Raw genomic sequence first — 14,017 nt, forward strand, 5'->3', positions numbered from 1 at the left:
ATTCCTTTCTGTTATCTTAGTGGCTTGAACAATCACTATTATAACAAAAGTATGATGCTCTTTTCTTAAGAACTTAATCTCACCCGCATAGCGGGCGGTTTTTAGTTTCGGGCATTATCACGCCCTCAACATGTTAAAACAATAATAAAAGTAAAAAACACCCTATAAATATTAAAAAAATATTTATAAGGTGTTTTTTATAATATTATTTTACATAACTCTTCCTGGAAATATGGCGTCTATGATTCCAATAATTATAGCTGCTATTAAAGCTCCTATTATAGATACTCTCATATTTGGTACTACAAATTGTGCTAAGTATATTATTACAGCTGCAATAGCAAAACCTTTAAAACCTTTTCCAAAAGGTGATGCATCAACTCCCATAAGAGCTTCTACAAAATAGTCCAATACAGTTATAACAACTGCTGCTATAATCATAGACCATAATCCATTAACAGTAAAACCTGGTGTCAAAAATGATGTCACACCTAGGACAATTGCAAATAATACTAATCTTACTATCCATCCTAAGAAACTACTTTTATTTTCATATTTGTTTTTATTTTCGTTTTCTGACATTTTCATATACCTCCGTTTTAAATATATTTTATTAATTCGTATATATTATACCCATATAAGTAAAAAATATAATGTTTGTTTTTAATATCAATTTTTAATATAAGTAAAATGCCAGAAATTCTCACTTAATTTTCAAATTTTACCTTGCCATATACTTCCTTATTTTATGTTAATGACTCACATTATTAATTTTTTTATTCAACATTTTATTTTATTATACACATAAAGAAAAACACTAGGCGTTAACCTAATGTTTTTCATATACGAGATAAATCTATAAGCCGAGTTCTGTATTTGACAATCATCTATCTAGGCCTATTGTTACCAATAAACTCAAGCGATACACCCGGGGACGGGACGGGCAGCCCCATATATCCCCCTATTCGATCTTGCTCCAGATGGGGTTTACATAGCCGTACAGTCACCAGTACGCTGGTGAGCCCTTACCTCACCTTTCCACCCTTACCAGTTAGATAAAATCTAAACTCACAAGTAAACTTGTTCTGGCGGTATATCTCTGTTGCACTTTCCTTAGAGTCACCTCCACTGGGAGTTACCCAGCACCCTGCCCTACGGAGCTCGGACTTTCCTCTCCTGATAAAAATCAGCAGCGATTGTCTGACTTACTCGCAAGATTTATATTATCATACTTTTAATATAAATGCAAATTTTTTTATCTTTTTTTCAATTAATCATACAAATCATTATAATTTTTGTTGTAAAAATAAATTTTTTTTATAATTGTAGATATATTAAATTTAAATAATAAAGAAAATGCAATGACAAATATCATTGCATTTTCTTTATTATTTAAATTTTAAAATCAGTTGGATTGTATTCTTTAGCCTTTGGTTCACCAAAAACAGCCTTAGCACTTTCACTTCTTGGGTCATGATCAATATGCTTGTGCCCATTGTTTTTTTTCTTTTTCATTTTATTTCCCATCGGTAATCAACCTTTCTTAAAACTTAATTATAGAAGTATTAAAATTTAATACTTTAATACTTCTAATATCAGAAATATTTTATAAAGTATTTTAATCCTATATTCATTTAAAATAGAATTATATAATAAATCTATTTTTATGCAGTATAAGTGTTTATCTTAGGAAAAGTTATTTAGTCTTTAATTAAGTAGTATTTGTATTACTTTTTCTTTGGTGAAGACTATACTACATAGCTTATGATTATAGGTTTAAATATTAAATAAATATATTTCTATAATTAGCTATAAAATTATAACTAACTAATTTTATATTAATCTTTAACATAAACATAAAACAGAAGTTGTTTGGTAATAGTATAAATAATAATAGTCTTAAATTAAATTTAATTTTCTTACCTTTATAAAAATTACTTTCTCTTCTTAAACTAATATGTTTATATTACTTTAAAAGATTAATATAATAGTTACTTTAATATATAATATTAAAATTAAAGTAACTATTTATCGGGTATCCTACAACTTTAAATTTATATTTAAAATGTAGGTTAAAACCCTATATCAACTCAGTTAAAACTATATACTTTAATAATTACATTTAAATAACTATTTTTATTAATTAGTTTGTGAGCTGATTATATTCTTATTATGTACTTCATAAAACTTTATATTCAATAATTTAAGATGCAAAATGAACCAAAGTTATATAAATATAATAACTTATACAAATATTTTCTTAAATTGAAAATATAAAGCTCTAAGCTAATTCTAGCTTAGAGCTTTATATTTAAACATATTTGTATGGATCAACTGTTTTTTCCGATACAATTATTTCATTATTAAATCCATTATTTCTTAAAATTTCTTCAAATTTTTTACTAAATGCCACCATCGGTAGCCATTCTGTAACAAAGTGTCCTGCATCTATTACTGCTATGCCTTCTTCTTTTATATCACTTATGTAATGATACGTTGTATCTCCTGTTATTATACAATCTGCACCCTTTGTTTTGCTTAGATTTAAGTAATCTTGTCCACTACCATTTATTATAGCTATAGTTTTTATTAATTTTTCTTCATTACCGGTATATCTTATATTAGATGCCTTGAAACTTTTTTTAACTTTTATACAAAGTTCTTTCAATGGAATGCCTTGTTCTAGATTTACTAATCTACCTATGCCATGTTTTCCATCATTATAACCTAAAGCTCTACTACAATCTAGAACCTTAAATTTATCATATCCTAAAATCCTAGTTGCCATCTCATTAATTCCATTTTCAACTGAATCCAAATTTGTATGACTTGCATAAACATTTATATCATTTTTTATAAGATTTATTATCTTTTTTCCTAATAATGTATCTGTAGTTATACTTTTAGGTTTTAAAAATAATATAGGATGGTGGTTTAGTATAAAATTACATTGTTTTTCTTTTGCTTCTTCAATTACATCTAAAGTAGTATCCAAAGCTACTAATATTTTTGTTATTTGTTTTTCTTTATCTCCAATCATCAAACCTACATTATCATAGTCCTCTTTTAATTTTGTTGGAGCATATTGATCCATTATTTTTATTATATCCTTAACCTTTAAAGACATTCTAAAAACTCCTTTATTTTACTTACTTTAAATTCCAATTCTTTTTTTCTACTTGTAGCACCTTCACTATTTAATTTTAATCCATCACATATTTTAATATATTTCCCAAGTTTAAAATTTAAATATTCTTTCATAACTGGATGTTTTTTCCTTAATAAAACTTCACTTATTTCATAATATATAGTTTCTATTTCTTTTATATTATTATTATATCTAACTTTAAATATTTCATAGAATTTTTCATCTTCTTTTACTAGATTTTCATCTAAAATATCATAGCCTTTACTATATATATACTCTTTTAAAACTTCTGGATTTTGAACTGGTTGTAAAATAACATAATCTAAATTTTTAAATACATCCAAACTTTCTTCTATTATATCTCTAATTAAGTTTCCACCCATACCAGCTATTATAGCTGCTTCAACTTCATTCTTTTTAATTGTTGTAAGTCCGCCACCTAATCTACATTTAATACTATTTTCTAAACTGTAATTTTTTATATTTAATTTTGCTTTTTCTACAGGTCCTTTATTTATATCTGATGCTATTGCATAATCTATTTTTTTGTTTTTAGCAAGATAAATAGGAATATAACCATGATCCGTTCCTACATCTACTATAGTTTTTGTATTATTATCTATCATTTCGCTTATAGTTTTCAATCTATTACTTAAATTCATTTGTATCATCCTTTACTAACCTATCAATATTTTAATTTGTATAAATAAAAATAACAAAGCTATAACTAGAGGAACGTATAAGTATCTATATGCTACTTTTTTATCATACTTAGCATAAAAATATGCAGCATAATACATACAGAAAAATAATGCCATATTAAGAACTCCATAAGTCATTTGTGCTGAAGCAAATTCTTTAGAAGTGCCCACTTTAACCACATTAAATTTAGCATCAAAGGTAATAGGCATAATATCTGGCAATCTTTCCGTTAAATATAAAATCAACGGATTTAAAATTAAAATTACTATTACTATTCCTGTTAATATTATTGGTATTTTAAATTTCCATTCTTTATATATCTTGTGAATTTTATTAAATTTACCTTCCCACTCTATTAAGTGGATATTTTTTTCTTCAATGTTTTTTTCAAAGACTTCTATGTTTTCAGGAGATATCGCATAATTTATTTCTTTAGTTTTTAAATATATAACATCTTTATTATTAGTAACAAACATTCTTGTAGTACCTATTTTTTTAATAACAATTCTTCCTAACGCAAAATTATGTGTAGCTATTCCTGAAAGTTTCACTCCTTTTATATTGCCTTTAGTTTTAGTATACCCCTCTATTTCATCTGTTGAAATTTTAATCTTTTTCAATCCTTTAAAACCAATAATTAAAATTTCTTTTTCCTTAATTTCATACTTTAAAGTTATCCATAAACATATATAATAAAAATAATATATGTTATATGAAATTAATAATAACTTTAATAAACTTATTATTATATAAGAATTCATATATCCCATAAGAAAAATTACTGCTATATTAAATATTATTACAAATAAAAAAACTACTAATATTTCTTTTTCTTTTCTTGAATTGAATAGCACCTTATCACCTCTTTTCAACATATTTTATATATATTATAAATCATATTTAATTTTTAATCGTTTATTCTAAATTTATTTTTTATCTTACAATATGTTCTTCTTACTTTTAAATAAATAGAAGCTATTTTTTACACAAGTCCTATTAAAGAAAATAATAGACCAGAATCACAATGTATATTTTGTTAAACCCAAGGAAAACAGATTTTAATAATAGAATTATTAAAGTTCTATAAACATAGAATTTTGCAAAATAGATTAGTAATTTGAACTATTACTTAAATTGAATATGGACTAATTATATCATAAAACAAAATTACCGTAAAATTAAATTAAAACTATATTTTTATTATTTTTTAATTTAAAATAAGCTAAAGGTAAAAATACCTTTAGCTTTATATTTGTATATTCTAAATGCCAGTTATAAATTCATTAAACTTCATTTTTAATCTAAGTAATCTTTTAATTTCTTACTTCTACTTGGGTGTCTCAACTTTCTTAATGCTTTTGCTTCAATCTGTCTAATTCTTTCTCTAGTAACATTAAACTCCTTACCTACTTCTTCCAAAGTTCTAGCTCTACCGTCATCTAACCCAAATCTTAATCTTAATACTTTTTCTTCTCTTGGTGTTAATGTTTGAAGCTGATTAATTAATTGTTCCTTAAGCATAGTAAATGCAGCTGCTTCCGCTGGAGCTGGAGCCTCATCATCTGGTATAAAATCACCTAAATGACTATCTTCTTCCTCACCAATCGGAGTTTCTAGTGATACTGGCTCTTGGGCTATTTTCATTATTTCTCTAACTTTATCTACAGACATATCCATCTGTTTTGCAATCTCTTCTGGTAATGGTTCTCTTCCTAACTCCTGAAGTAATTGTCTTGAAACCCTTATTAATTTATTTATAGTTTCAACCATATGAACTGGTATTCTAATAGTTCTAGCTTGATCTGCTATAGCTCTTGTAATCGCCTGTCTTATCCACCAAGTTGCATATGTTGAGAACTTATATCCTTTTCTATAATCAAATTTTTCAACAGCTTTTATAAGTCCTAAATTTCCTTCTTGTATTAAATCCAAGAATAACATACCTCTTCCAACATATCTCTTAGCTATACTTACAACAAGTCTAAGGTTTGCTTCTGCTAATTTTTTCTTAGCATATTCTTCCCCTTCTTCTATTCTTTGCGCTAAGTCAATTTCTTCTTCTGATGATAATAGAGGTACCTTTCCAATTTCTTTTAAGTACATTCTTACTGGGTCATCTATTGAAATACCTTCCGGTATAGATATATCTATCTCTTCTTCTTCTTCTTCCTCTTCTTCTTGAATTTCTCCAACTACGTCAATTTCCATTGCTTCTAATGCTTCATATATTTTTTCTATTTGCTCTGGATTTAATTCTACATCATCTAGTTCTTCTACAATTTCTTTATAAGTTAAAGATCCTTGCTTTTTTCCTTTTTCTATAAGTTTCTTTACTACTGCAACCTTTGAGTTCTTGTCTTTCATTGTGTTACCTCCTTTCATGCTATTGTAAGTTTTTTAAAGTCTTTTGTATTTCTATAAACTGCTGAGTATATTTTAATGTTTCTTCCACATTTCCTTGTGCTTCATAATGTTTAATTTTATTCATAACTTCTTTTTCTGACTCCTCTAACTTATATTTTTTTATATTTTTTATACAATCTTCTATCATTTTATCTATATTACAATTTTCCTTATCAATAGAGCACTGTAATAAGTTAATAAATTGTTTAGTTGTTTCACTATCATTACAATTATTTTCAATAGATTGTATTTTATTATCATAATTTAAATTGGAAAATTTAACTATTAACTCATAAATTCTCTCATGTGCTTCAGACGAAAAACCTATATTTCCTAACAATTCTTTTGCTTTATTAAAATATTCTTTGTCTTCTAACATATACTTTAATAAAATTCTTTCAGCTTTAACAATTGCTGGTTCAATATATGAAGTCTTATTAAATTTGTCAAAATCAATTACATTATTAGATTGTATTTTTTTATTTATTCTATTAAATTCATCATTTAATATTTCATCTTTTACATTTAATTTCTCAGCAATTTGCTTTATATAGATATTTCTTTCAAATTCACCCACATCTTGTAGTATTTTCATTGCTAAGTTCTTATACCTTATTATCATTTCATTATCTGAGAAATTTATTCCTTCTTCTGCCTTTTTTAATCTATATTCTATAAGTGGCAATGCATCATCCATAAGTTTTTCAAAAGCGCTCTTACCATACTTTTTTATAAAATCATCTGGATCCTTGCCTTTAGGTATTGAAAGTACTCTAACCTCTAACCCAACCTTTTTTAATATTTCTAGACCTCTTGCAGTTGCCTTTTGTCCTGCATTATCTGCATCATAAGCAATTATAACCTTATCTGCATATCTTTTTAAAAGTTTAGCTTGATTTTCTGTTAAAGCAGTTCCTAAAGTAGCCACTACTCCTTTTATTCCTTCTTGGTATAAAGCTATACAATCCATATACCCTTCTACCATAACTATCGTCTTTTTAAAATCTTCTTTTATTGCAAAATTTAATCCATATAAATTAGTTCCTTTATAAAATAATGGTGTTTCAGGAGAGTTTAAATATTTAGGTTTGCTATCATCTAAAACTCTTCCTCCAAAACCTATAACTGTCCCTCTATGGTCAAATACTGGAAATATTATTCTATTTCTAAATCTATTATAATAATTATTTTTTGGACTTTTTATTATTAATCCTAACTGCTCCATTTCATTATCGGAATATCCTTTGTTTTTAAGATAATTTCTTAAATCTTGCCAATTGTCTAATGCAAAACCTAGCCCAAACCTGTTCATTGTCTTGTCTGCAATTTTTCTATTTCTTAGGTAATTTATAGATTTTGTATTCTTTCTTAAGTTAGCAAAAAAGAATTTAGCTGCATCTACATTCAGCTTTTTCATTCTTTCAAATTTATCTTTTTTTTCTTTATTTATAACCCCTTTTTCTTCTACCTCTATCCCTAACTTTTCTCCTAATTTTTTTATTACTTCTGGGAAAGTCAAATTTTCTGTTTTCATGACAAAACTAAAAACATTACCAGCTTCTCCACAACCAAAACACTTATAAATTTGTTTATCTGGAGATACAGTAAAGGATGGAGTATTCTCATTATGAAATGGGCATCTTCCAATAAAGTTTCTTCCTGCTCTTTTCAATGAAATTTTTTCAGATATAATGTCTACTATATCCGCTTCATCTTTAATTCTTTGAATGACTTCTTCTGAAATCACTAACTAAATCCCACCTTTTTTTATTTATCTTCTTGAAATTCGACAAAAAAATTAAAATTCCTTCTTTATTTTTAATTTTTTTTATCGAAATTTATATTTCACTTTTTATATATTCTTTATAAAGTAAAAATCTCCTTCAAAAAGTTAAATTTTTATAACATTTTATAGTAAAACAAGTTCACATTTTAATTTATTCATAAATTCTAGAAAATTTTCATTCTAACATATCTCCTTGAATTCAACCTAATTTTTAGCTAAATTACATCTTTTTTAGGTATCCTAATCTACAATGTATTGTTTAATCTGTAATTTTTAAATTCTATATATCAATCTTTTCTAAATACATTATTGACATATTCTATATAATATATGTACTACATTTAGGCACATATATATCATTAAATACTCTTAAACAATATTCATCACTCATACCTGATATATAATCTGCTACCCCCTGATGTAATCCTTCTTTTAAAACAATATTTTTATAGAAATCTGGCAATTGTTCTGGTTTATTATAAAAATATTCATAAATATGTCGTAAAATAAACTTCGCCTTATCTCTCTCTAGTTTTAAAATATTTCCTTTATAGATTTTTTTAAACATAAATCTTCTTAAATTGCTTAAAGCTTCTTCAATTTCTAATGATAATTCCACTTTACTTATATTTTTACTTATATTTTCAAGAGTTTTATTAACGCAATCTATTATCAAATTATTTATTCGTTTATTATGATTTTCTCCTAAAATTTTTATAATATCCATAGGAAGGTCTTTTTCTTTTAATAAACCCGCCCTTATAGAATCATCAATGTCATGATTTACATAAGCTATTTTATCGCTATATTTAACAACTTGTCCTTCTAAAGTCGTCGGATTATTCCTATCTAACCCAAAACCACTATGATAAAGTATGCCATTTAATACTTCCGTCGTCAAATTTAGTCCTTTTCCGTCATTTTCTATTTTAGTTAAAACCCTTACACTATTACTATTGTGCATAAAACCATTAGGCAAAAGCTCATTTAACACTTCTTCACCAGTATGAGCAAAGGGTCCGTGTCCGATATCATGTCCTAATGCTATTGCTTCTATTAAATCTTCGTTTAATCCTATAGCTTTTCCTATAGTTCTAGCTACCTGACAAACTTCTAAAGTATGTGTGAGCCTTGTTCTATAATGATCGTTTAATGTTTTAATATATACTTGACTCTTAACTTTTAATCGTCTAAAAGACTTAGAGTGAATTATTCTATCTCTGTCAATCATATAACAAGTTCTAAAATCGTCTTCTTTCTCTAATATTTTTCTACCCTTTGTATTTATTGAGTAAGTTGCAAAAGGATTTAATATAAGTTTTTCATTTTTTTCTATTTTTTCTCTTATATTCATCAAAAATCCTCCTAACCTTTATATGTTACTTACTTATTCTATCAATATTATTGAAATTCCTTTGTTAAAATTAAATTATACTATATATTTTATTTACAAACACTAAAGTAATATAAAATTTTAGTTATATTTTTATAATACTTTAGCAATTATAAATCATATAACTAAAGTACCTTAAAGTCAAATCTATTATTTGTAAATTTTTAATTTCAATTTCAAATATACCTTTTTCATCAATAAAATATTTAAATACCTTTAGTACTTACAAAAATTGAAAATTATTCTCTTCAACATAATCTTAGGTGCAAATCTTATTTTAGAGAATATATTCATTGAAAATTGATTTAGAAACTCTTATAGATTTTTGTTTGACTTTTTTGACCTAATCAAAGGACAGACTAGCCGGTGCACCAGACAATGACGTCGCTTATCCGGGTAGTCATAAAAATCAGATAAAAATATATTTAGAGTTTCTTTGAAATTTTCACATACTATCATTTTAATCTTTTTCATTATTACTTTTAACACTATAATTTTGGAACTTTTAGGTTTAGCTTTACGCCTATGGGGCTCCAAGTTGACTCTTAAATTTATTCATTTCCAAACTTGTATACCTAAAACAGTGATACATGCTCCGAATCACTTAGAATTCAACACTGTATCTTGTATGAAAATATTTTAAAGTTATTGAATAAATTTAAATTTGAGATTTTTTCCCTATATAAATCCATTTAAGTTTATTCTAATATTTTAATTATTATTCTAATTTTAATAAAGTATTTTTATCATTCATGTATATTAGCGTTTTTTTATTAATATGTTTATAATGTAATCTTTTTAAAGGAGTATTGTTAATGAGTACATTAGATGTTTCTAAAAATAATTCTAAATTTTTAACTATAAATAACGTAAAAACTTATGTTATTCCACATTATGATTTAAATGATTTTACTATAGAACAAATTAAATTCAAAGATACCGATAAGCAAAGAGCTGTTTATAAGATTGTTACACCGGATAATACATATTGTCTTAAGAAAGTTTATTATCCTGCAGAAGAACTTATGTTTGTATATTCTGCTATAGAGTGGATTTATAGACATAATATCCACGTTCCTAGAATTTTACCTACAAAAAACCATGGTAGATTTGTAAACTATAATGATATGCTTTTTATTTTAACTCCTTGGATTGATGGGCTTAAATGCAATTTTAATTCCCAATATGAAATACTACTAGCTGCTGAAACTTTAGGTAAAATCCATAGTTATTCTAAACTATTTCAACCTATAAGTGAAAGTAAAATCAAAGTTGGTTGTAGTAATCTTTATAAATCTATAAACAAACATTTTAATAATTTATTGGTTTATTTTAACTTAGCCTCTAGGTTTAATGATAACTACTCTAAAATCTATTTAAAAAACTTTGAAACCAATATAAAATTAGCTCAATTATCTAATTATATAGCTTCTCTAATAGATGAATCTTACTTGTCTAAGTCAATTTGTCATAATGACTATGTTAGTAAAAATTTGATTTTAGATATAGATGATAATGTATGGGTGATAGATTTTGATAAATGTAAAATTGATTATTGTGCCCTTGATATTGGTTATTGTCTAAGAAGAGTTTTACGTAAAGAGAAGATAAATTGGAGTTTTACAGTTGCTATGAGCTTTTTTGAGGAGTATGAGCTAAGTTCACAACTCACTTTAGATGATTATAAATATCTTTTATCATATCTATCATTTCCTCAAAAGTATTGGAAATTATCAAGGGATTATTTTGGTAATATAAATAAATGTAATAAAAAAGTCTTTTGTAAAATGCTAAAGAAAGCAACAAAAGACTGTTATTTTCAATATGATTTTTCTCTAAAATTCAAAAGTTATATCGAACAAAAATTTAATACAAGACTTTAGTTTGAAAATATTAAAACCGCTACACATATGTGTAGCGGTATATATTTTTAAATATTATTTTCTTGGATTCTTAACTTGCGCTTGAGCTGCTGCCAATCTAGCTACCGGAACTCTAAACGGTGAACATGAGACATAGTTCAATCCTACACCATGGAAGAATTCAACTGAAGATGGATCACCACCATGCTCTCCACAAATTCCAACTTTTAAGTTTGGTCTAGATTCTCTACCTAACTTAGCAGCCATTTCAACTAACTTTCCAACACCATCTTGATCTAATTTTTGGAAAGGATCAAATTCATAAACTCTTTTATCATAATAATGTTTTAAGAAGTTTCCTGCATCATCTCTTGAGAAACCAAAAGTCATTTGTGTTAAATCATTTGTTCCAAATGAGAAGAATTCAGCTTCTTCGGCTATTCTATCAGCAGTAAGAGCTGCCCTAGGAACTTCTATCATAGTTCCTACAAGATATTCAAGTTTAACATCACTTTTCTCTATAATTTCCTTTGCAACCTTATCAACAACATCTTTTATACATTTTAATTCTTTTACTTCGCCAACTAACGGAATCATTATTTCTGGAACTATATCATATCCTTTTCTTCTTTTCACATCTATCGCTGCTTCTATTACAGCTCTTGCTTGCATTTCTGCTATTTCTGGATAGGATACTGCAAGTCTACAACCTCTATGTCCCATCATTGGATTAAATTCATGCAATGATTGAATTGTAGATTTCAAATCTGCTACAGTTATATCTAAATCTTCTGCCAATTCCTTTATATCTGCCTCATCTGATGGTAAAAATTCATGTAGCGGTGGATCTAAAAATCTTATAGTTGCAGGTTTTTCTTTTAATTCCTCATAAATTTCTATAAAATCTTGTCTTTGAATTGGAAGAATTTTATTTAAAGCTTTTTTTCTTTCTTCTTCATTTTTTGCAACTATCATTTCTCTAACAGCCATTATTCTATCTGCTGCAAAGAACATATGCTCTGTTCTACAAAGTCCAATACCTTCAGCACCAAATCTAATACCTTGTGCAGTATCTTTTGGTGTATCAGCATTAGTTCTTATTTTTAGAGCTCTTATACTATCTGCCCAACTCATAAGTGTTTCAAAATATCCACTTATAGCTGGTTCTACAGTTTTAATTTCACCTTCATATACATTACCAGTACTTCCATCTAATGATATATAGTCGCCTTCTTTATAAATTACGTTATTAGCTATTAAAGTTTTTTCTTCTTCATTAACTCTTATTTCACCACATCCCGCTACACAACAAGTTCCCATGCCTCTTGCAACTACTGCAGCATGGGAGGTCATACCACCTCTTACTGTAAGTATTCCTTCTGCTGCTACCATTCCTTCTATATCCTCTGGTGATGTTTCAAGTCTAACTAAAACAACCTTTTCTCCTCTACCTTCATGAGCTTGTTTTGCTGTTTCTGCTGTAAAGTATATTTTACCACAAGCAGCACCTGGTGAAGCTGGAAGTCCACTTGCTATAGGAATACTTTTTTCTATTTCTTTATTGTCAAAATTTGGATGCAATAAAGTATCTAATTGTTTTGGATCAACCTTCAAGACTGCTTCTTCTTTAGAAATCATACCTTCTTCTACTAAATCCACCGCAACTTTTAATGCAGCTTGCGCTGTTCTTTTGCCATTTCTTGTTTGAAGAAAATACAATTTGCCTTCTTCTATAGTAAACTCCATATCTTGCATATCTTTATAATGTTTTTCTAAAGTATCTGCTATGGATATAAATTCCTCATATATTTTAGGCATATCTTCTTTTAATTTTGAAATTGGTTGTGGTGTTCTTATTCCTGCAACAACATCTTCACCTTGAGCATTCATTAAATACTCTGCAAATATTTTATTTTCTCCTGTTGCCGGATTTCTCGTAAAACCAACACCTGTTCCTGATGTATTGCCTTTATTTCCAAATACCATTTCTTGAACATTAACAGCAGTACCCCAGCTAGATGGAATATCATTAAGCCTTCTATACACTATAGCTCTTGGATTATTCCAAGACCTAAATACCGCTGTTATAGACTGTATTAATTGCTTTTTAGGTTCTATTGGAAAATCTTCATTTATTTCCTTTTTATAAAGTTCTTTAAATTTTATAACTAATTCTTTTAAATCATCAGCATTTAATTCTGTATCTAATTTAACTGATTTTTCATTTTTCTTTTCATCCATTATGCTTTCAAAAAGTTTTTTATCTATTCCCATTACTACATCCGAAAACATTTGAATAAATCTTCTATAAGAGTCATATGCAAACCTCGGATTTGATGTTTTTTTAGCCATTACTTCTACAGTATCATCATTTAATCCTAAATTTAATATCGTATCCATCATGCCAGGCATAGAAGCTCTTGCTCCTGACCTTACTGAAACTAGCAATGGATTTTCAAGTCCCCCAAATTGTTTACCTGTTTCATTTTCAAGTTGCTCTAATTTGTTATAAATTTGATTTACAACTTCATCACATATAATTTCATCATCTTCATAATATTTATTACATGCCTCTGTTGTTACCGTAAATCCCATAGGTACAGGTATTCCTATGTTGGTCATTTCTGCTAGATTTGCACCTTTGCCCCCAAGCAAATCACGCATATCACCATTTCCTTCTTTAAATAGGTACACATATTTTTTCTCTTCCATGTTAAACAACC

General features: G+C 27.0%; 10 protein-coding genes and 1 other RNA gene. 1 reads left to right on the forward strand and 10 read right to left on the reverse strand.

Annotation, left to right across the window (positions count from 1 at the left end; genetic code table 11):
• Positions 1-210 precede the first annotated feature (210 nt).
• The 9 genes from ACYUE0_RS13350 to ACYUE0_RS13390 form a co-directional block, all read right to left on the reverse strand.
• Complete coding sequence (locus ACYUE0_RS13350; protein WP_082761151.1) at positions 211-582, reverse strand: phage holin family protein; 372 nt, start codon at positions 580-582, stop codon at positions 211-213.
• 260 nt (positions 583-842) lie between these two features.
• An RNA gene (rnpB, locus tag ACYUE0_RS13355) (RNase P RNA component class A) lies at positions 843-1,212 on the reverse strand.
• 180 nt (positions 1,213-1,392) lie between these two features.
• Complete coding sequence (locus tag ACYUE0_RS13360) at positions 1,393-1,527, reverse strand: CPC_1213 family protein (RefSeq protein WP_279282889.1); 135 nt, start codon at positions 1,525-1,527, stop codon at positions 1,393-1,395.
• Between the two features lie 784 nt (positions 1,528-2,311).
• Positions 2,312-3,127, reverse strand: coding sequence for a Nif3-like dinuclear metal center hexameric protein (locus tag ACYUE0_RS13365; RefSeq protein ID WP_460270969.1), 816 nt, complete (start codon positions 3,125-3,127; stop codon positions 2,312-2,314).
• The gene (locus ACYUE0_RS13370; protein ID WP_460270970.1) at positions 3,118-3,810 is read right to left on the reverse strand and encodes a tRNA (adenine(22)-N(1))-methyltransferase; all 693 of its coding nucleotides are present in this window, start codon (positions 3,808-3,810) and stop codon (positions 3,118-3,120) included. The genes ACYUE0_RS13365 and ACYUE0_RS13370 overlap by 10 nt, the downstream gene beginning before the upstream one ends.
• A 15-nt stretch (positions 3,811-3,825) precedes the next feature.
• On the reverse strand, positions 3,826-4,704 hold the full coding sequence (locus ACYUE0_RS13375; protein WP_460270971.1) for a PH domain-containing protein: 879 nt from the start codon (positions 4,702-4,704) through the stop codon (positions 3,826-3,828).
• A gap of 442 nt (positions 4,705-5,146) precedes the next feature.
• Positions 5,147-6,214, reverse strand: a complete 1,068-nt coding sequence (gene rpoD / locus ACYUE0_RS13380; protein ID WP_061994962.1) for an RNA polymerase sigma factor RpoD — start codon at positions 6,212-6,214, stop codon at positions 5,147-5,149.
• Between the two features lie 19 nt (positions 6,215-6,233).
• Positions 6,234-8,000 carry a DNA primase gene (dnaG, locus tag ACYUE0_RS13385; protein WP_460270972.1) on the reverse strand — a complete coding sequence of 589 codons (1,767 nt, stop codon included), beginning with the start codon at positions 7,998-8,000 and terminating at the stop codon, positions 6,234-6,236.
• A 358-nt stretch (positions 8,001-8,358) separates the two neighbouring features.
• Complete coding sequence (locus ACYUE0_RS13390) at positions 8,359-9,393, reverse strand: deoxyguanosinetriphosphate triphosphohydrolase (RefSeq protein ID WP_460270973.1); 1,035 nt, start codon at positions 9,391-9,393, stop codon at positions 8,359-8,361.
• A gap of 854 nt (positions 9,394-10,247) precedes the next feature.
• On the opposite strand from ACYUE0_RS13390, the gene ACYUE0_RS13395 reads away from it, so the two are divergent.
• On the forward strand, positions 10,248-11,315 hold the full coding sequence (locus ACYUE0_RS13395; protein WP_199868774.1) for a CotS family spore coat protein: 1,068 nt from the start codon (positions 10,248-10,250) through the stop codon (positions 11,313-11,315).
• A 54-nt stretch (positions 11,316-11,369) separates the two neighbouring features.
• Here ACYUE0_RS13395 and ppdK read toward each other — a convergent pair whose 3' ends face one another.
• Positions 11,370-14,006, reverse strand: coding sequence for a pyruvate, phosphate dikinase (ppdK, locus tag ACYUE0_RS13400; RefSeq protein WP_460270974.1), 2,637 nt, complete (start codon positions 14,004-14,006; stop codon positions 11,370-11,372).
• Between the last annotated feature and the right edge of the window lie 11 nt (positions 14,007-14,017).

This window comes from Clostridium sp. CTA-19, assembly GCF_054767855.1.

Coding starts and splice junctions, on each gene's coding strand:
- ACYUE0_RS13370 (WP_460270970.1), bottom strand. CDS start 3,810: ATGAATTTAAGTAATAGATTGAAAACTATAAGCGAAATGATAGATAAT.
- rpoD (WP_061994962.1), bottom strand. CDS start 6,214: ATGAAAGACAAGAACTCAAAGGTTGCAGTAGTAAAGAAACTTATAGAA.
- ACYUE0_RS13360 (WP_279282889.1), bottom strand. CDS start 1,527: ATGGGAAATAAAATGAAAAAGAAAAAAAACAATGGGCACAAGCATATT.
- ACYUE0_RS13350 (WP_082761151.1), bottom strand. CDS start 582: ATGTCAGAAAACGAAAATAAAAACAAATATGAAAATAAAAGTAGTTTC.
- ppdK (WP_460270974.1), bottom strand. CDS start 14,006: ATGGAAGAGAAAAAATATGTGTACCTATTTAAAGAAGGAAATGGTGAT.
- ACYUE0_RS13395 (WP_199868774.1), top strand. CDS start 10,248: ATGAGTACATTAGATGTTTCTAAAAATAATTCTAAATTTTTAACTATA.
- ACYUE0_RS13365 (WP_460270969.1), bottom strand. CDS start 3,127: ATGTCTTTAAAGGTTAAGGATATAATAAAAATAATGGATCAATATGCT.
- ACYUE0_RS13390 (WP_460270973.1), bottom strand. CDS start 9,393: ATGAATATAAGAGAAAAAATAGAAAAAAATGAAAAACTTATATTAAAT.